Source organism: Parabacteroides caecihominis (assembly GCF_023656785.1).
In the GTDB taxonomy this organism is placed as follows: domain Bacteria; phylum Bacteroidota; class Bacteroidia; order Bacteroidales; family Tannerellaceae; genus Parabacteroides; species Parabacteroides segnis.
Map to the genome: position 1 here is coordinate 75,961 of NZ_JAMOKS010000011.1, position 25,982 is coordinate 101,942.

Consider the following 25,982-nt stretch of genomic DNA (forward strand, 5'->3'; position numbering starts at 1 on the left):
AAACAGTCGAATAGATGTATTTATTCTAAGCTTGCAATTATTTATGTTTGCAAGTTAAGTGCAAATGAAATATATAAGAATATGACAAAGAAAGAAGAAACATACAATGAAGCGGTAGAGAAACTCCGTAAAATTGTGGCCGATATAGAGAACGGTGACTTGGATGTGGATGTCCTTTCAGAAAAGGTGAAAGAGGCTACCCGGCTGATTAAGTTGTGTAAGGAGAAACTGTATAAGGTAGACGAAGAAGTCAAAAAGGTATTGGAGGAACTGGAGTAATGCGCAAATATGTATTGATCGTGGCCGGAGGGAAAGGTCTCCGGATGGGAGGCGATCTGCCTAAGCAGTTCATTCCACTGGAAGGTAAACCGATCCTGATGCATACGCTGGAAGCCTTCCATCGCTGGGATGATGCGGCAGAATTGCTGCTGGTCCTTCCCGAAGATCACCAGCCTTACTGGAATATGCTTTGCCGGGAGATCGGGTGTAAGGCGCCTCACCGGATAGCGAATGGCGGTGAGACCCGTTTTCATTCCGTTCGAAACGGATTACAATTCCTTTCGGAAGAAATTGGAAATGCATCCGGACGAAATGAAAAAGTCTTGATCGCGGTACATGACGGTGTCCGTCCGTTTGTCTCTCCCGAAGTAATCTGTGCCTGTTTTGATGAGGCAGAAAAAAGCGGTGCTGCTATTCCGGTTATGCCGATGATCGACTCGTTGCGTGAAACCGATGAAAACGGTTCGCATCCGGTAGATCGTAGCCGTTATGTAGCTGTACAGACACCGCAGGTTTTTCGCAGTGATATTTTGCTGGAAGCATACGAACAACCGTTCACATCTCTTTTCACGGATGATGCTTCGGTCGTTGAGGCTGCCGGAGTACCGGTCCGGTTGGTAACCGGCAACCGTGAGAATATCAAAATAACGACCCCGTTCGATCTGCTGATAGCACAGGGACTGCTTCTTAATCAGTCTCAAAACAATATTTTCCGGAAGACACCTCCATAATCGCATAACCATCCTGTATCCCTTTGTATTTAATGTCTTTTGCCTGTTTGATGCCGGTACGGCATTCTTTTACCGTCTTTCCGGAAATAACCGGCAGATAGACAGTGGCACGGCTTCCAACGGGTATTTCTACGTCCATTTTGAACGTATCATTTTGTTTTTCCCAACTCACAGCCGCTTGTCCGAAAGGGGTACGGGTAGAGTAGGAAGCATAGTTGATCGCTTTAGGAGGATAAGGTTTTATAATGATGTGTTTATAGCCGGGTTCCTGTTGGTCGCTATTCATTCCTGCCATCTTCCTGTAAAACCAGGTAAAACCGCCACCGAACATCGGGTGGTTACGTGAGTTGTTACCGTTCCATTCCTCCCAGGTCGTTGTGGCTCCCTGTGAAATCCACCATCCATAACCAGGCATATCCTTTTTATTCACTGCTTCGTAAGCCAGTTCGTTCATTCCGTTGTCCGCCAATGTCTCAAAGAAAAATTGTGTACCGAAAATACCGGTATACAGATGGCCGTTATGGGCACGTATTTCTTCCCGGACTGTCTCCAGTACGTCTTTTTTAATATCATCGGGTACGCCCATGACTAAAGCGAAGATATTACTGCCTGAAGGACCGTACGTTTTTGTTTCCGGGTTATAGAAACGTTTATGGAATGCCTGTCTGGTTCTTTCCGCCAATGCCGAGAAGTTTACTGCATCCTCTTTATGTCCGAGCTCCGCAGCCGCTTTTGCCGTGAAATCGGCACAGCGCCATAAATAGAATGTATGAACCAAGTCTTTCGGAGGGAATCCGTCTGCCGGGCACCATTCTCCCAGGTTATGCCATTCACTGACATTACCGTTGCTTTTTATCTGGGAAAGCATGATGCCGTCGGGGGCTACCCAGGTTTGCATGTAACGGAGCTGTTCTTTCATTCCAGCATAATTGGCTGCCAACAGGTCTTTGTCTGCATAATGCTGATAGAATTCCCACGGCATGATGTTCATTGCTGCTCCCCAGGCTACACCGCCTCCGCAACCGGGTTGCCAGGGGGCGCCGTTCGGTACATAGCCGGTTTCCCGGTTTTGGGCAAGCCATATATCTTTGATCCATTTGGTATATAAAGCTGCGGCATCGTAGTTGTGCATGACAGTGACACAAGCTACCTGTCCGTCTCCGGTATAGGCCGAGCGTTCCCGGTGAGGGCAGTCGCTGATAATGCTGCCATGAGAGTTATCCGTCAGGCTTCGTCTCCATATTTTATTGATCTGGTTGAAAAGAGGGTTCGAACATTCGAAATGTCCGGTCGTTTCGATTTCCGTATATACGGCTTCTGCTGTCAGGTTATCCTCCCGGAGTTCACCCGGCCAGTTGATGATCTCCGCTTCCCGAAAAACAAACCAGGTGAAGCGGGCGGCATACGATTCCGGTCCGCCGCCTTTCATTGTGTAAGAGTTTGATCCGTTGGGTGATTCACAGATATAACGTATCTCTACCTTTCTGCCTGCCTCTCCCCGCATATTATGCAGATGTATCCAGCCGGATATTTCTTCTCCGAAATCGACTTTATAATTTCCGTTTTCCAGTCTGGTAATCTTTTTCGGTTTCAATATTTCCATGACTTTGTCGGAATAGGACATTTGTGCCTGTAGTTCCCCGGTCGGAGCTTTCCGCAGGGCAGCCGGTTCCCATCTGTCTGTTGTTTTGTCCGGCGAGCACCAGTCCGGCTGTTCCAACCGTGCATCATAATGTTCCCCTTCGTAAATCCCGTCGGAGACGATGGCGCTTCGGGATACTTTCCAGGAAGTGTCTGAGACGATCACTTCTTCGCTACCGTCGGTATAGCCGATATGTAGCTGGGCGATCAGGCGCGGTGAACCGTAAGGCATTGTCCATCCTATTTTAGCATTGTAAAACCCATTCCCCAGCAGGCAGCCCAGGGCGTTTTTTCCTTGTATCAATGCGTCTTTCAGGTCGTAGCAAAGATAAAGCACATTATAGCCTCTGAAATTGTCGTCAAGTGTTACGCCGGTGGCATCAAGGCCGTCCCGTTTGCTGTAATTGGTCTGATTGGGGACCAATACGTCATCGCCTACCTTTTTACCGTTCAGGTATAATTCAAAATAGCCTAGTCCGCTTATGTATATTTTAGCGGATGCAATTTCTTTGGATACTGAAAAGTCCTTTCTGAACAGTGGCGCCGGTGGAACTGTTTTGTCCGTCGACTTGGCTGTCGCTTCTTCTCCCTGCCAGGGAGCACCTATCCAGTCGGCTTCCCATTCGGCGGCATCGAGTAGTCCCATATTCCAGTGGGCCGGTTCGCTCCAACCGGATACTTTTCCCCGGGCATCCCAGACACGGACTTGCCACCAGCATTCCTGTCTCGATTGCAGCGGTTTCCCTTCGTAACGGATCAGGAAGGAGCGGTCGCTTTTTTTCTTTCCGCTGTCCCATAGGTCGGCTTGTTCCTTTTTCAGTTTGCCGGGCGATGAGGCAACCCGTATCTGATAGGCCGTCTGATACTGTCCCCTTTCGTCAGGAGCTGCCATGTTGATCCATGATAAACGGGGCTGGCGACTATCTATTACAGTGGGATTAACTAAATATTCACAGGTAAGCCTGAGAGGTGTCAGTGCTGCATTTGCTGTCAAAACAAAAAGCAGTGATAAAAGAATCAAGATGCCTGATTTAGGTTTCATATCGTACAAAGTTTAATTACATGATAAGGATTGCTGACAAATATAGGTGATTTTTGCAGGTGTTCAAATATCCTGAAATAGCTTTGTCAAATATGAAAAGAGAAATGTCAAAAAAGAAAGGTGGTTGTGTTTGGATTAATAATTGCTACTCCGGATGGTAACTATCAAAATGACACTACCTAACCGGGTAAATCGGATTAATATACCGGGTAAAATAAAATACCCTGCCAGGTAATATTTTTTAACGTATTAAAATGCTCAAAATAAGTGAAATTAGAAGCAAAGTGTCATTAGGGGGAGATGACTGGTTCAGCTGGTGAAATAGGACTGTCCGGCTGTGAAATAACCTATTGGGACAATAAGAAAAACAAAGTGTCGTTTGGTATATAGTGCTGTATTGATCTTAATAAATTAAATTTATGAAAAGAGCCTTGTTAGTGATGATGATTTTGTTGAGTACTTTTGGAAATACGAAGGCGATAGATTTAGAAACTCGTATCGGTTTGGGATATTTCGGATATTATGGTGATTGGGATGCTCATGTTGGTGTATTGACTGCTTTTAAAGTCTTGGATAGGTTCTATTTTCGACCTGGAGTTCTTGTGAATTGGGATAGTGGAAGTAATCATCTTTTTAGAATAGAAAATGCTAAACTGGGGGTGAGTATTCCTTTGTATGCATCTTATCTTATACCAGTTAACAGAGTAATGAATATTCGTATGAATGTGGGACCTTTTGTTGGGCGATCATCATTGCAGTTCAATGCCGGAACTGCTGTTGAGGGTGGTTTGGAGTTCTACAGATTTTATGCGGGTTTTTTCTGGTTCAAAGATATTGCAGGCGAGAATTATTCCAGAGTAAATCTTTCTGTTGGCTATAGGTTTACATTGTAACCTTGGAAACCGTCTGAAAAATAAGAGCTTTTGTGTAAGTATCAGAGAGCTTGTGGTCTACTAAAGAAGCTATTTATGGAAATATCTCTTTCTCTTTGTATTATGTGCGTTAAATATCACAGGGATAATTTGTCTTTTTAGTTTTTTATTTGGATATTGCAGTCCGAATAACACACAAGTATTGATATGAAAAACGCCATATTACTATTTATTCTTTTCTGTTTGTTCTTTTCCTGTAAAAGTAACAATGAAATTAATTTGAAGATAAAGGAGGCGGAAGAATTGATTCGGACTGAACAGCCGGATAGTGCTTTTGCCTTGTTGGAAAGTATTACCAATCCGGATGTACTAAATGATAAAACCTTTGCCCGTTTCTGCTTGATTCATGCCGGTTTGTCTGAGCAGTTGGGTGAAGACATGCCGTTTGTTCCACAAATGGAGAGGGCGAATGATTATTATGAAAAGCATGGTTCTCCCGAAGAAAAGATGAATTGTCTGCTGTATCTGGGAATGTCCTATGAAGAAGAGACCGATTTCGATTGGGCTATGAAGTCTTATTTGAAAGCGGTAGAGATGGCGAAAAAGGCGAACAACTATTTGTTGGCAGGAAAATTGTATAAAAAAATTGCCGGATTACATGACTATGAAGATAATTATGATGAGGCACAGCGTTACCAGTTGTTGAGTGGCGAATATTATCTAAAGGGGGGAGATAGCCTGAATTATATTTATTCGATTCGGGATATCGGTTGGATTTATACGTTGAAAGAAGAATATGGAGAGGCTTCGGAATCATATCAAAAGGCTTATCAGCTAGCATTGAATATGAATGATTCGTTGTTATTGAGTTCCATGACCAATCGCTTGGGGATTAATTATAAAGAATTGGGGGATTATTCATTGGCAGAAAAATACTTGTATCAATCAATAGCTTATGATGAGGCGGGAAGTGCTCCGACTTATTTGGCTTTAGCTGATTTGTATACACGGAAAAAGGACTATGAAAAGACGCGGGAATATATAGAAATGGTTTCTATGCGTTGTACACCGAAGTGTAAATTGACAGGTGGTCTGTTATATCAATTATATCTGCTGGAAAAAGAACAGGGCAATTATTTCTTGTCCTTGAATTATTATGAGCAGTATGTTAATTATGCTGATTCTATAGCGGATTTACAAGCTCGAGCAGATGTTTTAAAAGTTGAAAGACGATATGAGTATGCTGACTTATTGAATGATAATAATGAGTTGGAAAATAGAAATCAATGGATTGTTATTGCTTGTGTTTCGTTGTTGGTGGTGAGTTTGTTTTTGCTTGTATTGTATAAATATAGAATTGCTTTAAAAAATGAATATATACTTAATCAGCAAAAAAGGATTAGTGAAGCAAATCAGGCTTTACAAGAAAAGGAATTTGCAGTAAAAGGGTTAAATGATGATATATTGAATATCAGAGAAAATATATTGAGGAGTTCCGCTGTTTATAAGAAGATTATTAAAAACTCTCAATCAATTGAAGAAGCAAAAAAGTATCCGCTAACAGATCAGGATTGGTTAACATTAAAAGAAATACTGAAGACTACTTATTTTCTTTTTATTGATAATTTGCAGAATCAAATCCCAAATCTGACTGAAGATGAAATACGTTTCTGTTGTCTATTGAAGATTGGACTGAATAGTCAGCAGTTGTCTATCCTATTAAATATTCAGTCTGCATCTGTCAGTCATAAGCGTTATCGTATTATGAAAAAGGGGCAGTTGGAGAATACTGATATTACGTTGGAAAAATTTATTTTCGGTTTGTAAATGACCTCTCCGGAAGGGTGAAAATAGGGCTCATACATATGTTTTTATATGTATGAGTTTTTTATTTTCTTTATTATCAGCAGCTTACTGTTCGCCTGGAGTACTCTCCCCATACATGCCTTTTAGCAGGTTTGTTCCCCCTCGTTACTATTAAGACCTGTACCTTTGCCCCTGAAATTTAATCTTGAATGAATATGAATAGATTGTTATTAGTAGTCATGGTATTATTGTGTGCAACAGTTTCCGGTTTTGCAAAAAGGAAAATTCATTTGAATAGCCAAGCTAGGTTTCCTAAACCTCCGATAGAGGTGTTTATTGATGAAGAAAGTCAGGAGTTGACATTGGATTTGAGGAAAGGCAAAGAAAATGTCAGAGTTGTTATAACTGATTTTTCTGGTAATAGTATATGTAATGAGGAAGTGAGAGTGGATAGTACATGTCTACTGCCATTGCCTATGATTGAGAAAGGTGATTATATCTTGTACATATTTTTAGAAGATGTAGAATTACAAGGTTTTTTTGAAATAAAATATTAACTAATTATTAATGTAATGAATGTATTTAAATTATGTGTGGCTATAGTATCTTTATTTACTGTAGTATCCTGTTCAAATGAAGATTTAGAAAATGTACCTGTACCAGATCAAAATCCTAAAACAAAATCGGTAGGGAGTATAGTTGATAACTCGGTTGTAGCTCAATTGTTAGTATCTGTAGAGATAGATCGGGCGATAATGAATGAAGTGAAAATGGGGATTGATCGTTCTGTAAACTATGGATTGGATGAAGAGTTTCGATTTACTGATATGTTAAGTCCTTCTAATAGTAAGTTATGTCGTATGGGACAAACTTCAAGTTTAATACAGAAAATGAGCGATAAAATATCAAGTTCTTTATTAAAATCCTCAATCTCTCCTTCTGACTTTTTTGAATACTTATCCAAAAATGATATTCAAATTTATTGGCCTTACTCTGATGAGTGGGATGGTGAAACATTACCTGTAATTACATTTAATCCTGAAAATGGTAATGAAGATTGGAATTATGGCTATAAACAGGTGAAAAAAGCTGACGGTTCAATTGGTGTTGATACAGTTATTGTTGATGAAACATATGTTACAAAGAATCCAGTATGGATTATAAATAAAAATGAAACAAAGTATGAAGATTTACCTGATTTCGAGAATGGTGTATATGAAAAAAATGGAGTGGTGTTTGATCAGCCGGTTGATAGCAATATGATCCATCCTGAACCACGATATGTTTTTTGGGAACCTAAGACTGATCCTAGTTTAGTTTATTCTTTTTATATTCAAAATATGAGGGTTTATAAACAGTTAGATGGAGTCTTTGCTGGAGGCTCAGAGATAGTTGTGCAATGTGCATATCCGGAAATAGAAGGAGGAATGAAAGCTCCAGTAACCAGGCTGAAAAAAACTTGGACACGAAAAGAAATATCAAAAAGTAGGATAAAAGCATTTTCAACCCCTTTGATGACTAACTGGAGACAGGATCAACTCCAATGTGGTTTGAAGATCATAGAGGAAGATAATGGTGATGCTAAGAATTGGGAGTTTTCTTTGGGAATTAAATTTAATGGGAAAGATTATGGGGTAAATGCAAAAATACCATTTCAAAACCATGATGATGAAATTGTTGAAGTTGTTTTGGATCGTGATTTTATAAATTCTAGAAAAAATATAGCTCAAATAAATACGAATGAATGGGGTATCTGGAGAATGTATTCAGAAAATGGAGTTGCCTACTCCCTGCCAATCCTCACAGATAAATAGAGTGTAAACAAAATGCTATATCAATGGAACTTTTTGTATCCTTTGATATAGCGTTTTAGCATATTTAGAATTTATGAAAATATTCGTCTGTATAATTTCAATTTGTATATTGAATTTTACTTCGCTGTATTCACAGCTATCTATATCACCCAATGTTGGGATTAATATTTCATCTTTATCCGGAGTAGAGTCTTCTCAATCTCTTATCTCCTGTAATGCAGGAGTGTCTGCATTGTATAATTTTTCTTCCTTTTGGGGATTGGAAAGCGGAATTTATATAACTCAGAAAGGGGCTAATAATATAAAAGGAACTATAAACATATCAGAATATCCGATAAACGCTGATTTGGTATCTATGGATTTGAAAACAACATATATGAAAATACCTTTGATGTTGTCAATAGGTCATTCTTTGTATAAAGACTTATCTATCCGTTTAAAAAGTGGACCTTATTTTTCTTACGGACTTTCGGGAAAAGGTTCTATAGGTCGACTGGATAATACTTATAAGGCAGGAATAAGACCTTTTGATTCCATGTCTTTTGAGACATCAGCTTATGGGAGAAAGGTTTTCCCAGGCATTAATCGCTGGGATATAGGTTGTAGTTTTAATGTAGAATTAGTCATGTATAATCTACAAATAGGAGTATTGTATGATTTGGGTATTTCCAAATTATCAAACTATTTTCCTGTAAGGGGTGCTGATGGTTTAAAAAACAGAACATGGAGTGCATACGTTGCCTATAAACTTCCTTTTCGTTGAATATGTGTATTTATAATAACCTCAAAAGTATTTACCCTGTTATTTTCATGAGGTGAGTTGAACTTTTTTCGTATTGTTTGTCGTTGGCTATAAAAATATTCTTAGTTTTGCAAACGAAGGAATATTTGTAGTGATATTTGCGAGATGTTGATTGTGTTTATTTATTAATTAAATAATGTGGCGTATGAAAAAGCATTTATTATTTCTTTTTCTTTTGGTGGCTATGAGTAGTCATGCACAGTTGAGAACAGGTTTACTGGTAGGGGGTGGTTTGGGATTTGACAGAAATGTTGCTCCCAATATGAAGAATCCCGACATTATTGAAAAAGTAGCTAAGGGGACAAAACTCTTTGAAGATTACAAGTTTAATTTACAATTGGGCTATCGTTTCCGTATTGAAGACAAGAAACATACCCGGTGGTTCTATGATATTGATCCGCTGGTTAATGCCAAAGTGTTTAAATCGAAAGATGTCTGGTCTGACGGAGGTCGTGTTGAGGCGAACGATGCGAATCTTTCACTCGCCTTGTCTTCTTCCGTTAATTATAAGATCGTGAAAGGCTTATATGCAGGTCTAGGACTGGAGCCTACCTGGTATGTGGCTTCCGACGGGAAGAAGTTTGATATTCCACTTTTATGGAAAGTCGGTTATAATATCAATAATAAGATCGATATCTCTGTGAACTACCGGTTAGGCTTTACAAATACGATAGATACCGAGAAGTTCAGGAAGGGACAAGTTTCCGATTGTAATATATCTGTATTCATCCCGTTCACACTTTGTAAATAAATGAATTATGATGAAAAAGACACTGGTATTAATTGTTATTGCATTGTTCTCTGTTTTTAATTGTGTACAGGCTGCTGATATAGAGGCGCGTACCGGTATAATGGGAGGAGATGTATGGGGGCTTCATGCAGGAGCCTATATAAACTTTCCGCAATCAGCATTATTTTCAATTCAGACCGGGGTGTTGTTGCATACGGCAAATAGGTCGGCAATCGGCAATTCGGATACATGGGATATTGATTTTAATATCCCGGTTTATGCATCATTCCATATTCCATTGAAGGAAAAAGCAAATCTTCGTCTGAATGGAGGCGCTTATTTTGGTACGGGGCCGGAAGTTCAGGTAGGTGCTACGGCAGAAGTCGGTGTTGAAATGAAAAGAGTCTTTGTCGGCGTTAACTGCTTCCAGAACTGTATAAATGAACAGGAGTTCCTGTTTGGAGTATCTGTCGGATACAAATTCAAATTGTAATAAAAGCAGAGTATCTTACTGAAAATGTGAGATACTCTATTTTCTTATTTGCATAATGCCCATAAAAATGATAAATTCGCTGTCCAAATAGACAGCTATGCTTGATTTAGACAAACGATCACTCATGTATCTGCCGGGGGTAGGCCCGAAGAAAGCGGAGATATTACGGAAAGAGGCCGGAATATCTTCGTATGAGGATCTGTTGTTTTATTTCCCGTATAAATATATCGACCGCAGCCGGTTTTATAAGGTTTCCGAAATAACGGGAAATATGCCTTATATCCAACTGAAAGGACGTATCCTGTATTATGACACGGTGGGGGAAGGGCGGACCCGGCGATTGGTAGCTAAGTTTACCGATGGCACCGGGACGATCGACCTGGTCTGGTTCAAAGGTCTTAATTATGTGACCGATAAATACAAAACGGGAACAGACTATATTGTTTTCGGCAAACCGACCGAGTTCGGTCATATTTATAATATTCCCCATCCCGATATTGATCCGGTGGATCAGGCAGACCAGGTGGCAGCCGGCCTGACACCTTTCTATAATACATCGGAAAAAATGAAAAAGTCGTTCCTTAATTCGAGGGCGATACAGAATCTGCAATATACATTACTGAGTTCTTTGAACTGGATATTGCCTGAAACACTTCCGGCAGATGTCCTGTCACGTATCCGGATGATGCCGTTGAAGGAAGCGATCCGTAATGTCCATTTCCCGGAGTCGACGGAGAAGTTGAGGCAGGCACAGTTACGCTTGAAATTCGACGAACTGTTTTTTATACAGTTGAATATCCTCCGTACAGCCAGTCTGCGGAAGTTGAAGCTGAAAGGAATCGTATTCCCCACTGTCGGGAATTACTTTAATACATTCTATAAAGATTATCTTCCGTTTGAACTGACCGGTGCACAAAAACGGGTGGTGAAGGAGATCCGTGCCGATATGGGGAGCGGGCGGCAGATGAACCGTCTGTTGCAGGGAGATGTGGGAAGCGGAAAGACGTTGGTCGCTTTACTTTCCATGCTGCTGGCTGTCGATAACCATTGCCAGGCCTGCATGATGGCGCCGACGGAAATACTGGCAACCCAGCATTATGCTACCGTGATGGAGTTCCTGAAAGATATGGACATCCGTGTTGCCTTATTGACCGGATCGACGAAAAAGAAGGAGCGTAATAAAATACTTCCGGCCATTGCCAGCGGTGAAATACAGATCGTGATAGGAACGCATGCCCTGATTGAAGAAACTGTGGTATTCTCTTCACTCGGGTTGGCTATTATTGACGAACAACATCGTTTCGGTGTGGAACAACGTTCACGCCTCTGGAAAAAGAATGCAGTTGTCCCTCACGTATTGGTGATGACGGCTACTCCTATTCCCCGGACACTTGCCATGACCTTGTATGGTGACCTGGACGTTTCCGTTATTGATGAGTTGCCTCCCGGTCGCAAGCCTATCCAGACGGTGCATCGTTATGATAATAAAAAAGCCCAGTTATATGATTTTCTGCGTAAGGAAATCCAGCTGGGGCGCCAGGTGTATGTTGTTTACCCGCTGATTGAAGGAAGTGAGAAGCTGGACTATAAAAATCTGGAAGACGGTTTCGAAACATTTAAAGAGGTGTTTCCCGAATATAAAGTTTGCATGGTGCATGGGAAGATGAAAGCGGCGGACAAGGAAACCGAAATGCAGAAATTTATTACCGGCGAAGCGCAGATATTGATGGCAACAACTGTTATCGAGGTAGGGGTGAATGTTCCGAATGCCTCTGTGATGGTGATTGAAAGTGCCGAACGTTTCGGTCTGTCACAATTACACCAGTTGCGCGGCAGGGTAGGACGTGGTGCGGAACAATCCTATTGTATCCTGGTCTCTTCTTATAAGCTGAGCAACGATACCCGTAAGCGTCTGGAGATAATGGTGAACAGCAATAACGGTTTTGAGATTGCAGAAGCCGACCTGCACCTTCGCGGACATGGAGATCTGGAAGGAACCCAGCAAAGTGGGGAAGGGCTTGACCTGAAGATTGCGAATCTGGCTGCTGACGGGCAGATATTGCAATATGCGCGGGATATCGCACAGGAAGTCTTGGACAAAGATCCTGAATTATTGTCCGAACCCAACCGGATTTTGAACGAAAGGTTAAAAACACTCTTTACCCGGAAGATAAACTGGAGTATGATTAGCTAATATGTTGTGAAACATATTTTTGTGTAAGTGTTTGTGTTTCAGAAAGAATGGTGCGTAGTTTTGAATTTCTTCACTTTCATTGCGGAAATTTTTCCGGATTGAATTTTGTCAACTTGCTCAAAATAACGAACTTTGGTCGATTTGTAAAAAAATAGGGTCTGTTTCACAGCTTATTTTACTTCTGGATTCCATTTCGAAAAATGATAAAAATGAAAATAAGAGCACTACTTTTTGTTTGTTGTACTTCCTTTATGGTTTCGGCTGTATCAGCTCAGAAACAAACAGGGACAGATACTCCAAAAGAAACTATACATATAGTAAAAATGGATAAACGCGTATCCGAACTGATGGCTGACCGCGTTACCATCCGTAAAGATATGGGTTTGAAAGAACTGGCAGAGATCAATGCGAGAGTTGATGAATCTCTTGCAGCCAATGAAGCCCTTCTGTTTCCAGCAGATGAATTATACGGATCAAACTGGGACACTCGTTGGGTAGATCCTTTCCGTGGAAGTTCTAAGGTTGAAATGCCTGATTCCTGCGCTATAGATTGCTCAACATTTATCCTTCCTATCGATACAATGACGCGCGTTACCTCTAAATATGGTCCCCGTCGTCGTCGTATGCATAAAGGAATAGACCTGAAGGTTCAGGTGGGCGATACGATTCGTGCTGCTTTTGACGGAAAGGTCCGTATCCGTAATTTCGAACGTCGCGGATATGGAAATTACCTGGTGGTTCGTCATCCGAACGGACTTGAAACAGTTTACGGTCACTTATCCAAATCACTTGTTGATGTAAACGACATTGTTCGTGCAGGCGATCCGATCGCATTAGGAGGAAACACCGGACGTTCTACCGGTTCTCATCTTCATTTCGAAACCCGCTTCCTGGGACAGGCTATCAATCCGGCCGACATTATTGATTTCGAAAACTCAGTTCCTCATCAGGATGTTTATGTATTCCATAATATAAAGATTAACGGGCGTAAGAGTAATATTTATACTTCTTCAAGCGACCAGATGGTTTATCACCGGGTGAAATCGGGTGATACACTGGGTAAGATTGCCCGCATGTATGGCACGACAGTCAATGAGCTTTGCCGTTTGAATGGCATCAAGAGTACTTCTATGCTTCGTTTAGGCCAGTCAATCCGTTGTAGTGCCGGAAAAGAAGCGACTGTAGCAGCTAAATCTACAACCAAAAAGACAAATACGCAAACTGTAGCGAAAGCGGTTAAGACTACGACTGTAGAAGCTGCCACTCCGGTTGCCTCTCTGACTGGAAATGTCAGTGCTGATCAGGAAGCAACACCTGTTTACCACCGCATTAAGAGTGGTGATACGTTGGGTGCTCTGGCTGCTAAATACGGAACAACAGTTGGCAAGTTGTGCGAAATGAACGATATATCCAAAACTACTGTTTTGAAACTGGGTCGTTCCATCCGCTGTAAATAAGTTATTTTTAAGATAAAGGCAAGGCGCAGATGGAAACTTCATCTGTGCCTTTGTTGTTTTTTTACTATCTTTGCGGCATAATATATTTAGTATATGGCTGATACGAAAGAGCAATTCGAGAAAGTGATCTCCCAATGCCGGGAGTTGTTCGAAAAGAAGTTGAAAGATTACGGTCCCTCTTGGCGGATTATGCGTCCCCTGTCTGTGACCGACCAGATATTTATTAAGGCAAACCGTATCCGCAGCCTCGAGATAAAAGGGGTGAGCATGGTGGACGAAGGGATACGTCCGGAGTTTGTTGCGATCGTTAATTACGGAGTGATCGGATTGATCCAGTTGGCAAAAGGTTTTTCGGATACGACCGATATGACGAATGAGGAAGCGTTGGCATTGTACGATAAGTACATAACGGAAACCAAAGAGTTGATGTATGCCAAGAACCATGATTACGATGAAGCCTGGCGCAGCATGCGTATCAGTTCCTATACCGATCTGATCCTGATGAAGATCTACCGTACCAAACAGATAGAAAGCCATGGTGGCAAGACGATCGTATCGGAAGGTGTGGATGCCAATTATATGGATATGATTAATTACGCCCTGTTCGGTTTGATCAAACTCGAATATGGCGAAGAATAATATATGAACTATAAAGAGACTGCAATAAAGATACTGACAGAATGCAGCCGTCTGCTGATCGGGGTCGTGTTTATCTTCTCCGGTTTTGTGAAGGCGGTCGATCCGACGGGAGGTGCGATCAAGATAGGCGACTATCTGACTTCTTTCGGGTTGGATATGTTGCAGCCTTTTACCGTCCTGGCATCTTTTGCCCTTTCGGCTGCCGAGTTTGCTATGGGCGTTTGTATGTTGTTAGGGGTATACCGCCGCTATAACTCTTTCCTTGTTTTACTTTTTATGGCGTTCATGACGCCGCTGACCTTGTATCTTGCGATATTCAATCCGGTTTCCGACTGCGGTTGTTTCGGGGATGCAGTCGTTATTACGAATTGGGAGACGTTTTTCAAGAACCTGGTTCTTTCGGCTGCTGCTATTATGGTATTTATGAATTGCGGCAAGATGTTCCAGTGTTTTACTTACAAGGTTTACTGGTTCGTGGCGTTGTTTTCTTACTTCTTCTGTCTCGGTTTTGCTTACTGGAATTACAATCATCTGCCGGTCATGGATTTTCGTCCGTATAAGATCGGGGCTAATATCCCTTCTTTAATGGCAATACCCGATGGCGCTCCCGAAGATGAGTATAAATATACTTTTGTCTATGAGAAAGATGGCGTACAGAAAGAATTTTCTTTGGAAAACTATCCGCAAAATGACAGTACCTGGACATTTGTTGAGTCGAAGACCGAACTGATAAAGAAGGGATATGAACCTCCTGTGGCTTCCTTTAATATCTATAACGCCGAAGGAGACGATGTCACCGATGAAATATTACATAATCCGCAGCCGGTTCTGCTGCTGATCGCTCCGAAACTCGAAAAGGCGGATGATGAACAGATAGACGAGATAAACGGAGTGTACGATTATGCGTTGGAATATGAAATGCCTTTCTATTGTGTGACCGGTTCCTCTCCTGAAATGATCGACGAATGGAGTGACAATACCGGTGCCGAATATCCGTTCCGTATGGCCGACGAGGTATTATTGAAGACGATCGTCCGTTCTAATCCCGGACTGGTATTGCTGAAAGACGGTACTGTGATGGGCAAGTGGCATTATAACGATATCCCGGACGAGGAACATGTGAAGGCTGAGATCGAAGATCATTTGAACCTGAGTGAAACAAAAGAAAAAGAAGATGGCTGGCTTATTACCATTTTATTGACTTTTACCGTACCTTTGCTGCTCGTTTGGGTATATGACTTTTTCCGTTTCCGCCGGAGACGGAAAGAGAAGGCTGAATAAAAGATTTTATTGTATTTATATATTTAATTAATTAAATCATGAGAAAGAATATTGTTGCAGGAAACTGGAAGATGAACACAACTCTTCAGGAAGGTCTGGAATTAGCAAAAGGATTAAATGAAGCTCTGAAAGGCAAAGCTATCAACTGTGATGTAATCATCGGTACTCCGTTCACTCACCTGGCAAGCGTTGCTGCTGCTATCGATACTGATAAGATCGGTGTAGCTGCTGAAAACTGTGCTGACAAAGAAAAAGGTGCTTACACTGGTGAAGTTTCTGCTGCTATGGTTGCTTCTACAGGTGCTAAATATGTAATCCTGGGTCACTCTGAAAGACGTGCTTACTATCACGAAACTCCGGAAATTCTGAAAACTAAAGTTCAGTTGGCTTTGGCTAACGGTCTGACTCCGATCTTCTGTATCGGTGAAGTACTGGAAGAAAGAGAAGCCGGTAAACATTTCGAAGTGGTAGACGCTCAGATCAAAGAATCTTTGTTCGACCTTTCTGCTGAAGATTTCGGTAAGATCGTATTGGCTTACGAACCGGTTTGGGCTATCGGTACAGGCAAGACTGCTTCTGCAGAACAGGCTGAAGAAATCCATGCTCATATCCGTGCTACACTGGCTGCAAAATATGGCAATACAGTGGCTGACGACTGCACAATCCTGTATGGTGGTAGCGCTAATGCCGGTAACGCAAAAGAATTGTTCTCTAAACCGAACGTAGACGGTGGTCTGATCGGTGGTGCTTCTCTGGCTGTTGATAAATTCATGCCGATCATTGAAGCATTTTAATGACATTATCCTGTAGGGAAAGGGCAAACGCTCTTTCCCTCCCGATTTGAACATAAAAATAAATCACAATGAAGAATTCCCCTTGTATCACTTTCTTATTCATGTTACTGGTTTGTGTGACCGGGGCGTCAGCACAAACGAGTGTCGACGGATCGGCACAGACGATCTTTGACGACCTGCAAACATCGAAGCCCGGTAAAGGCGAGGTGATTGTCAATCAGCCGGAGGCCCTTCGTAAAATGGTGGGAGTACGCCTGTATGGTGATAATGTAGAGAAGACGGATAGTACTGCCTTCCTGAAGATACAGGGATTCCGGACACAGGTGTTTTCCGGAAATAGCCAACGTAAGTCGAAAGATGAAGCGTTCGAAAAAGAAAAGAAGATCAAGGAACTTTTCCCTGATGTCCCGACTTATGTCAGCTATACCGCACCGTTTTGGAAACTGCGTGTAGGTGATTTCCGTTCACACGAAGAAGCATATCATATGCAACGCCTGTTGATGACTGCTTTCCCTTCGTTCGGAAAAGAAATGTATATTGTCCGGGAAGAAGTAAAAATCCCATTGAATTAACTAAGAAAATAAGAAACTTGTCCCCGTGCCTGACACGGATAATTATAGAAATGACAAAAGAAATAGACGACAAGACCTTGGCGGCACGCGAAGAACTGGCCGGCCATTACAAACAAATATTAGGCCTGCTGGGCGAAGATGCCGAACGTGAAGGTCTGATCAAAACGCCGGAACGTGTAGCAAAAGCTATGCAGTTTTTAACCAAAGGATACAACGAAGACCCTGCAAAGGTGCTTGCTTCTGCTATGTTTCAGGAAGAGGACTACAAGCAGATGGTTATTGTAAAAGATATTGATTTCTTTTCGCTGTGTGAACATCATATGCTTCCGTTCTTCGGAAAGGCCCATGTCGCTTATATTCCCAAGAAATATATTACGGGTCTGAGCAAGATTCCCCGGGTAGTGGATATCTTTGCCCGCCGCCTGCAAATCCAGGAACGCCTGACTATGCAGATCAAGGACTGCATCCAGCAAACGTTGGACCCGCTGGGTGTCATGGTGGTGATCGAAGCACAGCACATGTGCATGCAGATGCGCGGTGTGGAGAAACAGAATTCCCTGACGACAACTTCCGACTTTACAGGTTTCTTCCAGCAGGCTAAGACGCGTGAGGAATTTATGAACCTGATCAAGAATAACCGGTAGGATTTGCGGTGACCGTACGGGATTATACGGTCACCTGATTGTTTAAGGACGTAGCACGTCTGTGAACACAGCCTTTTGATTGGTGAATTTTAATCCGTTCCCATCCTGGTATGTTCCGAATTCTGAGATGATGGCGCCATTGTCGCCTGCACGAAGGAAATGAGGAGACAAAAGTTCCTTCAGCGGAAGTATATCGCCGACTTTCATATAAGTGAAGTTGGAGACGGTGATAGCCCCTTTCTGACTTTCAGGCAATGCCGGAGGATTGGGGGTAGGATCACCGATTCCGAAATTATAAGCCGACCCGTTGCGTACCATCCATGATTCGAATTTAGCCGGATACTCAGGGGTTGCCACATGACGGTGTTCCGGGATCATTTGTCCGGGTAACAGATATATTTCGTGTCCGAAATGGCGGTTAACCGGGTCGTTAACCCAAAATACGCCGGCCATACCGGCATGTTCGAAATCTCCTAAGCCGAAATCGGATATCCACATGTTCTCCTTCATAAAGTCTGTAAAGGGAACTCCATAAAATTCAAACATTTCGAGATAGGCTTTCAGGACGACTTCGCCGTTGAACTTTCCGTCTACATAAAAATCTGCATTTGTGTACTTTTTGGTGAATACCTTTTCTTTTGTTTGTTCCATGTTATCTTTACTTTTATTTGTTTATACTATTCAGGGAAGCTATGCTGTCGGCAAGTGCCTTGAAGTTGTCGAGGGCTTTCCGGTAGGTTGCCTGATGACGGGGATCGGGCCTGAACCGTTGTTGTTCCTGATGCAGGGTGTCGATCTTTTCATAACTATTCCAAAGACCTGTACCTTTCAGGGCGAGTGCCGCAGCTCCCAACGAAGCCGCCTCCTGCCCGATGTTTGTCTTTTGGATTTCCAGTTCGTAGATGTCGGCAAAGAGCTGCATCCAGAAATCACTTTTTGTGCCACCGCCGACAAATAACATCTCGGAGAATGAGGCGTGATATTTCCTGAACAGATCCAGTGCGATGCGAAGATTCAAAGCGATACCTTCCATGGTGGCACGAATCAGGTCGGCACGTGTATTCCCCAATCTCAGTCCGGTAAAGGCTCCTGTCATATCCGGGCTGGGCTCGATGCTTGAACCGCCAGCCAGGCTTGGGTTGAAGAGCAAGCCATTCGCGCCCGGAGCCGAAGTCTCTGCCAGTTTGTTCATGGCTATATAGGCGTCTTCTCCACCTTGTTCTTCGGCCGATAACAGATCGGGACAGATCGTATTTCGTACCCATTGCAGGCTACTCCCTGCCGAGAATATGCAGGTGGCGGAGGCATACATTCCTTTGATGACGTGTGCAAAGACATAAGGCTTTTTGTCAAAGTCGAGCACCGGATTTTCGGATACCAGGGCGATCCAGGCAGAAGATCCCAGCGAGGTATAAATACGGGATGGTTTGATACCTTTGCTTCCCAGGGCCATACAAGAGTTATCCACACCACCGCAGATAACCCTGACATGTTCCGGCAATCCGGTTTCGAGAGAGGCTTCGGGAGTAATTGTCCCGACGATAGCGTCCGAGTCCAGTATTTCCGGGAATATATCCGGGCGGATGCCGGAAGCCTGTATATATTCCTCTTTATAATTCCAGGTTTTTAAGTCGAAAACTCCGCTTCCGGAGGCATACGAATAGTCGGTGCAAAGGCGGCCGGTAAACCGGTAGTTACAGTAGTCTTTTGTTCCGATTATTTTGTCTGTAACCTTATATTGTTCCGGGAAATGTTTTTTGTACCACATGATCTTGAAGACCGAGTAACATTCCGGCGGGAAACCGTTGCCGGTTGTCTCATACCATTCTTTATAATCGATCCGGTTGAAGAACGTTTCAGCCTCGCTACTGGCCCGGCGATCGGACCAGATAGGGGTGGCAGCCTGCAACAGGCTACCGTCTTTGCCGATCGGAACGACGCCCAGGCTGTGTCCGGAGATGGCAAGGGCGGTTATTTCATTTTTATCGATCTTAGTCTTATCCAGCAGGTGCCGGGTGGAACGGATGATAGCCTGCCACCAGTCTTCGGGTGCCTGTTCCTGCCAGCCAGGTTGTGGGTAGGCAGTCGGATAGGGGATAAAGACGGAATGTAGAACTTCTCCGTTGCGATTGAAGAGAGAGGCTTTTATCCCTCCTGTTCCCAGATCATAGGATATTACTTTTTCATTCATGTGTTTCCCTGTTTATACATTCTTCCATGATGCTGAGGGCCGATTTATAGCCAATACCGAAACGGCTGACGCCCATTTGATACATTTCCTGCAATGTGTCGAGCGTGCGGACGCCTCCCGCCACTTTTAATTTGATGGCGTCGCCGACGGTCTCTTTGATCAGATTGATATGATGGAGCGTAGTTGCTCCCGCCCAGCCGGTTCCGGTTTTAATGTAATCCGCCCCGGCTTTCAGGATGATGGAGGAAGCTGTTTTTATCTCTTCATCGGTGAGGAGGACGACTTCCATGATTACTTTTAAAGGAAGAGGGGAAACGGCGGCTTTGATCTGCCGGATTTCGTCTTCTATATCGTTCAACATGCCGGACTTTAGTTTGCCGATATTCAGAACCATGTCGATTTCGTTACAGCCAGCCTCTTTCAGTTCTTTAGCCTGGAACTGCTTGCTTGCCGTTGTCTCTCCGCCGGAAGGGAAACCGACAACACCTCCGATTCCGATCTGCGGATGGTCTTTCAATTTCTCAAAAACGAGCGGAAGCATGCCGGGCATGGGGAAGACGCAGATGAAGTTGTGTTTTATAGCTCCGTCGATGATGTCTTCCACGTCCTGACGGGTGGAATCTGCACGTACGGCACTAATATCGATCAGGCGTGCGATTTCCCGGGAGGAGATGATAGGATTGTGGGTGCTCATGATTATAAACTTGTGTAACCGCCGTCAACAATTAAATCTGTCCCTGTTGTGTAGCGTGCGGCATCGCTTAACAGGTATAAATAGGCTCCGATAAGGTCTTCCGGCACACCGAGGCGACCGGCCGGGATTTTCGATATCCATCCTTCGTGCATGTCCTTCATCTCTGCAACCAGCTCAGTTGCCATATATCCCGGACTGACACAGTTGACGCGTATATTATACTTGGCCCATTCGACTGCCAGTGCTTTAGTCAGCAGAAGCACGCCACCCTTTGAGGCACAATAGTTGGCTATTGTCTGTGGGGTGTTGATGATGTGGGCGGACATGGAGGCCGTGTTTACGATACTGCCGGCTTTCCCTTCTTTTATCATCTGGCGCGCTGCGGCCTGGGCTGTCAGAAAGACGCCGTTCAGATTGATGTCGACAACTTTCTTGAAGTCTTTGGATGAGATTTCCTCTGCTGCATAAGTGTTTGCTATTCCGGCATTGTTGATGGCAAAGTCGATGCTGCCGTACTCTTTGATAAATGTGTCCATCATTTGTCCTACATCTTCTGCATCCGTCACATCACAGCGGATGGCGATGGTGTGGGCTGAGTAACGGGCGGCCAGTTCTTTGGCTGTCTTTTCTGCCTCTGCAATATCTATGTCGACAATGGCGATAGAGGCGCCCATTTCTGTGAATGCATCGGCAAGACATTTTCCGATACCGCGTGCGGCTCCGGTGATAAAGCCTTTTTTCCCTTTCAGGCTGAATAAATCGAGTGTACTCATGGTTGTGTGTTTATATTATTTGTCGTAAATCTTATCACCTTGTCCGATGACCGAACAGTTTTGCTGTTCGACTTTCAGACGTTCCGCATATTTCCGTAGCTGTGCTTTATGCCGTTCGCAGGGAACGAGGTCTTTTTCAATATCTCCGCGTGGAGTAGCTTTCAGCCGCTTTTGTCCGGTGCGGATGATTTCGACAGCACGGGCATATTTCTGCTTGTTGTTTCTGATTTTATCCAGGCATGGACTGACCTCCGGGCGGTCGAAAGATATTTGTGCAGTCAGTTTTCGGCCGTGGTGGTTGAGGTCCCAGATGTTTACTTCCGTCAGTTTTATTAATTCTTGTATTTCGTAATTATATAGCGGGCTTCGTCCGGCAAGTGTAGAGTCGAAAGCGGACTCATAAACCGGATAGTAAACGCCGTTCAGGTCCATCCAGGTGTAAAGTATCTCTTTATCTTTGGGGGATAATTTCACATCGTGATGATTGCCTTCAATGACCTTTGTCAGCTTGCTGGCATGCGATCCCCAGGAATAAGGCTCCTGTATCTGTGCGGGGCCTCCACCGATGAGTGTAATTTCTTTCTTTACATATAAATTGACGTAGGCGGCATTGAAGAATGGATTTTTGTCTTTTGCCAACACCAGCTTGTCACGGTTCTTCTGGTCGAAATCATGACAACGTACACAGCTTTTATCCAGAATCGGCTGAACCTGTTCCATAAAGGAGAAGTTCCTGGGTGCCTTACCCATCCAGCCATTCATCTTTACAGGAGCCTTTTTTAAGGCCAATGGTTTGGGACCCATTGCACTCGGAACACTCAGGCGGTCTTCGTGGCAACCGATACAACCATTTACCTCTCCCGGCATAACCATTGTTCCGCTGCGCATGGACTGGATCATTTTCTTATCCTTGTCGAGCAACTGGAAATAGACGAATGTACCCGAAGGAACTTCGAAATTGGCAGAACCGTCTTCTTCTACCGGTACTTCTCCCAGGATACGTTTATTCTCGAAGCTGTGCCAGTTAACGGCCGGTGCCTGTTCGCCTTGTCCGCCCCAGCCATTCTTTGTCCATGTCCTTTTCTCCGGAGATTCGATGACACGCAGGTATTTGGCTGTTCCCGGTTCGACGCCTTTCATATGTGTGCCATGATAGACATTTTGCACGTAGAAGGAACCTTTCTTATCTGTATAATTCCTGTTGGATGGTATGGCATGAGGTTTAGGGCGCGGTTCGATAATCATCGGATCGAAAAGGCTTCTGTTTCCTTCGATAATCAGTTCTTGTGTACCGTCGCGACCAATCAGGTAGATACCGGACTTGGAGTCGAGATGCATCCATCCGCCCGGCTTTGCCCAGATTGTACGGGAAGCCAGGAAGAAGTTCTCATTGAGAGGATAAGGGTCTTCAAAGAAGTATTCGATCCATTTGAATGAGTCAAGATCGCCGTTGTCAACCAGTTTCCTGCTGTCTTCGGGCCATATCTGTACGACGGGTTCAACGCCGTCTACTCCTTTTTTTCTGTCTATAATGGCAAGGGCTCCCCAGGGACGGTCATGGCAGGAGCCGAAGATACAGATTACCTGGTCGGTTCCGGGGATTTGCCGGGCGTCGATTACTCCACCCGGTGATTGAGTATTGTTGCCATAGTATATAGAATGTTTTGTTCCGTCAGGGTTTACCGTCCATAATCCCTGTGCATCACCGAAGTTACGGTCTACGTATTCCCAGCGATCGTACAGGATTCTGCCGTCATTCAATAAAGAGGAATGCCCTTCGAATAACGTGCTAACGCCGATTTGTGTGATATTGGCACCATCCGCCTCCATTCGGTACAGGTTACACATGATATGCCGGTTGCACATGCAATATTTGGGCTGGCGGGTAGAACTGAACACGATTCCTCCGTCCGGCAGATATAAAGGATCTATATCGGATACTCCTTCGGCGAAAGTCAATTGCTTTAATTCGCTTCCATCCGTGTTTATTTCATAGATATGATAGAAATCATCCTTATTCTTCCGCATGGAAAAGATGATCTTTTTCCCGTCGAAAGACAATTCAGGGTCGCGGACCAATCCGTCTTTCAGTTCGATCAGTGTGGTGATTTCTGCTGTGTTGACATCAAATATCCTGAGTGCTCCTCCCGGACAGAAACTGTCTTCGTTGATTTCTCCTTTCTGAAACATGGTGGCTGTGTTGTGATGGTCGGGGGCATACTGTTCCCGTTCTACATATACTATTTGTTTTCCAGCCAACTGTTCTTTTGCTTTGGGAGTCAGCGCAATCTTTTTAGGATCCATCTGTTCGGCAGAAAGCAGTATGCTTCCTCCGCATAGGAAGGTTAGAAGAATTAAGAATTTGTAGTAGCTTTTCATGATGCCAATATTAAGAAAGTAAGAATTTATTCAGGAATATACCCCAGGTTAGCGGAGATAATACGAGCAGTCCGGATCAGTTCTTTCGATGTCTCCGGGAATTTTTCTTTATCCAGTCGGCCGGATGGGCCGGAGGTCCAAATGGTGGCCGCGATGGTCCCGAACTGATTGAATATCGGAGTGGCGATGCAATGAACGCCGGCCATTTCTTCTTCCAGGTCGGATGCATACCCCATTTTTCTGATGCGGTTGATCTCTTTGCGCATCTGCGTTTCGTCGGCTATCGTATGTTTGTTGAAGACTGTGTATTGGATGGTTTGCATAGCCTTTTCGCGTTCTTCGTCCGAAAGATAGGCTAAAAATATTTTGCCTGGCGCCGATGCGTGCAGGCAAAAACTTGTTCCGGGACGTAACAGGAAGGTGAAATTATGTGACCCTAAAACTTGTTCGAGAAGGACTATCCGGTTTTCCATAAAGACACCCAGCATGACACTCTCTTTGATCGTATCGCGGAGGGCACGCATCGGGGCTAATGATTGTTCTACGATATTTGATTCTCCCAGGGCGGCCAGTCCCAGTTTCAGAAATCTTTTGGATAAGGAGAACCGTTGTGTATCGGCATCTTTTGTCAGGTAGCCCATGCCTTGCATGGAGCTGAGCAGCCTGTATATGGTCGTTTTGGGAGTATCTAGTAAATTCACAAGTTCCTGCATGGTTAGTCCGCTGGGGTAGTTAACCAGAAATTCCAATAGTTCGAAGCTCTTTTCCAGCATCGGAATATTGTATTTTGCAGCGTTTTTCTCTTGCATTTCTTCTTGAGTAATCATGGTCCTTTTAGATTGTTTTATGGTTTCTGATATGAAACTTTGTTTCTTATTTGAAACAAAAGTAGAGTTTTCCAGGAAACAGGCCCTATTTATTTTGTTAATAAATAATATAATTTTTCATCTTCCTTGTAATTATCCATCTTTGCATACGACTGATATAGTAAACAATACGATTGTTAGTAAATGAAAGCACAGCAACAAGAGAAGGAGTTTATCGCACTTGTAGAAGAATATAAGCAGGTAATATATAAGGTCTGCTATATCTATGCAAGTGATCCGGAAAATCTGAATGATTTATATCAGGAGGTCGTGATAAACCTGTGGAAAGCATTTCCCCGCTTCCGGGGCGAGTGTAAGGCTTCCACCTGGGTGTATCGCATCGGGCTGAATACTTGTATTTCTTTTTTCCGCAAGTCAAAGTCCAAACCGGAAGTGGTACCGATTTCGGTCGACCTGGAAAATTTTGCGGAAGAAGAAGATAAAACAGCCCAGCTTTATGAACTTTACCGGATGATAAACCGGCTGGGACGTTTGGAGCGTGCACTGATCCTGCTTTGGCTGGAAGAAAAGAGCTATCAGGAGATGGCGGATATTACCGGACTTTCCCGTAATAATGTGGCAGTAAAACTCAATCGTATTAAAGAGAAACTAAGAATCATGTCAAACAGTTAAATTGAAAAGAATATGGAACTGGAAGAATTAAAAGCAGGCTGGAATGTGTTGAACGAGCGATTAGCACAAAATGAGATATTGAATAAAAGGATTATTAAGGATATGATTGTAACACGAACCAACTCGGCCCTGTCAAGATTAAAATGGATGAATTGGGGAGGCATTGTCCTTGTTTTCATCATGTTTATTTTAGTGTTGATTATGAAAAATATTGTGGTTATTCGTCCGGCAGCAATGATTATTTCCGGATTGCTGGGGGGGAGCGTTCTTATTTACTGTATTTGTTATTTCCGTTTTTTGGAGCGTTTGGATTTGAATAAACTATCTATTTATGAGGCTATGGCATGGTGTATAAAGTTCAGAAAAATACAGCGCTGTGGAATGTTTGTGGGGCCTTTGGTCGCTCTGATAGTAATAGTATCTATCTTTTTCATACATCATCATTACCGTAGCCTTTACCATATGATTGTAGATGCGATAGGCGTGTTGTTCGGTGTTTGCATCGGTTATTTATGCTATAAATATGTGGATAAGAAATCTATAGAAACCATAGAAAAAGGATTGGAGGAATTGAAAGAATTTGAGGATGAATAACCATTCGTCAAAGGAATCCTTCCGTTTGTCACAATAATTTCCGGGCTTGTTTCCACTCGTC

General features: G+C 43.3%; 25 protein-coding genes. 18 read left to right on the top strand and 7 right to left on the bottom strand.

The features are described from left to right. The first annotated feature begins 81 nt into the window (after nucleotides 1–81). Nucleotides 82–279: an exodeoxyribonuclease VII small subunit gene (gene xseB, locus NBH14_RS11060; RefSeq protein ID WP_007655765.1), complete on the top strand. Its 198-nt coding sequence runs from the start codon at nucleotides 82–84 to the stop codon at nucleotides 277–279. Further along, nucleotides 279–1,010 carry a 2-C-methyl-D-erythritol 4-phosphate cytidylyltransferase gene (locus NBH14_RS11065; RefSeq protein ID WP_186958451.1) on the top strand — a complete coding sequence of 244 codons (732 nt, stop codon included), beginning with the start codon at nucleotides 279–281 and terminating at the stop codon, nucleotides 1,008–1,010. Before xseB ends, NBH14_RS11065 begins: the two co-directional genes overlap by 1 nt. Here the strand turns inward: NBH14_RS11065 and NBH14_RS11070 are convergent. Then, entirely contained in the window at nucleotides 967–3,693 is a 2,727-nt protein-coding gene (locus NBH14_RS11070; protein WP_186958450.1) for a family 78 glycoside hydrolase catalytic domain, read from the bottom strand. The two genes, NBH14_RS11065 and NBH14_RS11070, sit on opposite strands and share 44 nt — an antisense overlap. Nucleotides 3,694–4,112: 419 nt before the next feature. On the opposite strand from NBH14_RS11070, the gene NBH14_RS11075 reads away from it, so the two are divergent. The 14 genes from NBH14_RS11075 (at nucleotide 4,113) to folE (ending at nucleotide 17,791) form a co-directional block, all read left to right on the top strand. Next, nucleotides 4,113–4,586: a hypothetical protein gene (locus tag NBH14_RS11075; protein WP_186958449.1), complete on the top strand. Its 474-nt coding sequence runs from the start codon at nucleotides 4,113–4,115 to the stop codon at nucleotides 4,584–4,586. Between the two features lie 186 nt (nucleotides 4,587–4,772). Beyond that, nucleotides 4,773–6,392 carry a tetratricopeptide repeat protein gene (locus NBH14_RS11080; RefSeq protein WP_186958448.1) on the top strand — a complete coding sequence of 540 codons (1,620 nt, stop codon included), beginning with the start codon at nucleotides 4,773–4,775 and terminating at the stop codon, nucleotides 6,390–6,392. A gap of 194 nt (nucleotides 6,393–6,586) precedes the next feature. Beyond that, nucleotides 6,587–6,928, top strand: coding sequence for a DUF3244 domain-containing protein (locus NBH14_RS11085; protein ID WP_186958447.1), 342 nt, complete (start codon nucleotides 6,587–6,589; stop codon nucleotides 6,926–6,928). 15 nt (nucleotides 6,929–6,943) lie between these two features. Further along, on the top strand, nucleotides 6,944–8,185 hold the full coding sequence (locus tag NBH14_RS11090; protein ID WP_186958446.1) for a hypothetical protein: 1,242 nt from the start codon (nucleotides 6,944–6,946) through the stop codon (nucleotides 8,183–8,185). Nucleotides 8,186–8,258: 73 nt separating this feature from the next. Then, a complete protein-coding gene (locus NBH14_RS11095; RefSeq protein WP_186958445.1) occupies nucleotides 8,259–8,948 on the top strand; it encodes a porin family protein in 690 nt (229 codons plus the stop codon). A 184-nt stretch (nucleotides 8,949–9,132) separates the two neighbouring features. Next, nucleotides 9,133–9,738: a hypothetical protein gene (locus NBH14_RS11100; protein ID WP_186958444.1), complete on the top strand. Its 606-nt coding sequence runs from the start codon at nucleotides 9,133–9,135 to the stop codon at nucleotides 9,736–9,738. A gap of 7 nt (nucleotides 9,739–9,745) precedes the next feature. Continuing rightward, nucleotides 9,746–10,210 (top strand): hypothetical protein, encoded by a 465-nt coding sequence (locus NBH14_RS11105; RefSeq protein ID WP_250817434.1) that lies wholly within the window; start codon nucleotides 9,746–9,748, stop codon nucleotides 10,208–10,210. A 97-nt stretch (nucleotides 10,211–10,307) separates the two neighbouring features. Further along, the gene (gene recG, locus NBH14_RS11110; RefSeq protein ID WP_186958443.1) at nucleotides 10,308–12,404 is read left to right on the top strand and encodes an ATP-dependent DNA helicase RecG; all 2,097 of its coding nucleotides are present in this window, start codon (nucleotides 10,308–10,310) and stop codon (nucleotides 12,402–12,404) included. 209 nt (nucleotides 12,405–12,613) lie between these two features. Then, a complete protein-coding gene (locus NBH14_RS11115; protein WP_186958442.1) occupies nucleotides 12,614–13,861 on the top strand; it encodes a peptidoglycan DD-metalloendopeptidase family protein in 1,248 nt (415 codons plus the stop codon). A gap of 93 nt (nucleotides 13,862–13,954) precedes the next feature. Continuing rightward, a complete protein-coding gene (locus tag NBH14_RS11120) occupies nucleotides 13,955–14,500 on the top strand; it encodes a DUF1599 domain-containing protein (RefSeq protein WP_007655754.1) in 546 nt (181 codons plus the stop codon). Nucleotides 14,501–14,503: 3 nt separating this feature from the next. Further along, nucleotides 14,504–15,781: a BT_3928 family protein gene (locus NBH14_RS11125; protein WP_186958441.1), complete on the top strand. Its 1,278-nt coding sequence runs from the start codon at nucleotides 14,504–14,506 to the stop codon at nucleotides 15,779–15,781. 38 nt (nucleotides 15,782–15,819) lie between these two features. After that, the gene (gene tpiA, locus NBH14_RS11130; RefSeq protein WP_186958440.1) at nucleotides 15,820–16,575 is read left to right on the top strand and encodes a triose-phosphate isomerase; all 756 of its coding nucleotides are present in this window, start codon (nucleotides 15,820–15,822) and stop codon (nucleotides 16,573–16,575) included. 68 nt (nucleotides 16,576–16,643) lie between these two features. Then, nucleotides 16,644–17,147: a cell division protein gene (locus tag NBH14_RS11135; protein ID WP_046145613.1), complete on the top strand. Its 504-nt coding sequence runs from the start codon at nucleotides 16,644–16,646 to the stop codon at nucleotides 17,145–17,147. Between the two features lie 50 nt (nucleotides 17,148–17,197). Then, nucleotides 17,198–17,791 (top strand): GTP cyclohydrolase I FolE, encoded by a 594-nt coding sequence (folE, locus tag NBH14_RS11140; RefSeq protein WP_010801487.1) that lies wholly within the window; start codon nucleotides 17,198–17,200, stop codon nucleotides 17,789–17,791. 42 nt (nucleotides 17,792–17,833) lie between these two features. Here folE and NBH14_RS11145 read toward each other — a convergent pair whose 3' ends face one another. From NBH14_RS11145 to NBH14_RS11170, 6 genes are read right to left on the bottom strand one after another with little or no spacing between them, the layout of a single operon-like run. Beyond that, entirely contained in the window at nucleotides 17,834–18,442 is a 609-nt protein-coding gene (locus NBH14_RS11145; RefSeq protein ID WP_186958439.1) for a cupin domain-containing protein, read from the bottom strand. A gap of 13 nt (nucleotides 18,443–18,455) precedes the next feature. Further along, entirely contained in the window at nucleotides 18,456–19,982 is a 1,527-nt protein-coding gene (locus tag NBH14_RS11150; protein ID WP_186958438.1) for a xylulokinase, read from the bottom strand. After that, a complete protein-coding gene (gene deoC, locus NBH14_RS11155) occupies nucleotides 19,975–20,676 on the bottom strand; it encodes a deoxyribose-phosphate aldolase (RefSeq protein WP_186958437.1) in 702 nt (233 codons plus the stop codon). Before deoC ends, NBH14_RS11150 begins: the two co-directional genes overlap by 8 nt. A gap of 2 nt (nucleotides 20,677–20,678) precedes the next feature. Beyond that, entirely contained in the window at nucleotides 20,679–21,449 is a 771-nt protein-coding gene (locus NBH14_RS11160) for an SDR family oxidoreductase (RefSeq protein ID WP_186958436.1), read from the bottom strand. A 15-nt stretch (nucleotides 21,450–21,464) separates the two neighbouring features. After that, nucleotides 21,465–23,828, bottom strand: coding sequence for an HzsA-related protein (locus NBH14_RS11165; RefSeq protein ID WP_186958435.1), 2,364 nt, complete (start codon nucleotides 23,826–23,828; stop codon nucleotides 21,465–21,467). A gap of 26 nt (nucleotides 23,829–23,854) precedes the next feature. After that, on the bottom strand, nucleotides 23,855–24,655 hold the full coding sequence (locus tag NBH14_RS11170) for an IclR family transcriptional regulator (protein WP_186958434.1): 801 nt from the start codon (nucleotides 24,653–24,655) through the stop codon (nucleotides 23,855–23,857). A 183-nt stretch (nucleotides 24,656–24,838) separates the two neighbouring features. Between NBH14_RS11170 and NBH14_RS11175 the strand changes: the two genes are divergently transcribed. Next, nucleotides 24,839–25,327, top strand: a complete 489-nt coding sequence (locus NBH14_RS11175) for an RNA polymerase sigma factor (protein ID WP_186958433.1) — start codon at nucleotides 24,839–24,841, stop codon at nucleotides 25,325–25,327. A 12-nt stretch (nucleotides 25,328–25,339) separates the two neighbouring features. Beyond that, on the top strand, nucleotides 25,340–25,921 hold the full coding sequence (locus NBH14_RS11180) for a hypothetical protein (protein ID WP_186958432.1): 582 nt from the start codon (nucleotides 25,340–25,342) through the stop codon (nucleotides 25,919–25,921). The last annotated feature ends 61 nt before the right edge of the window (nucleotides 25,922–25,982 follow it).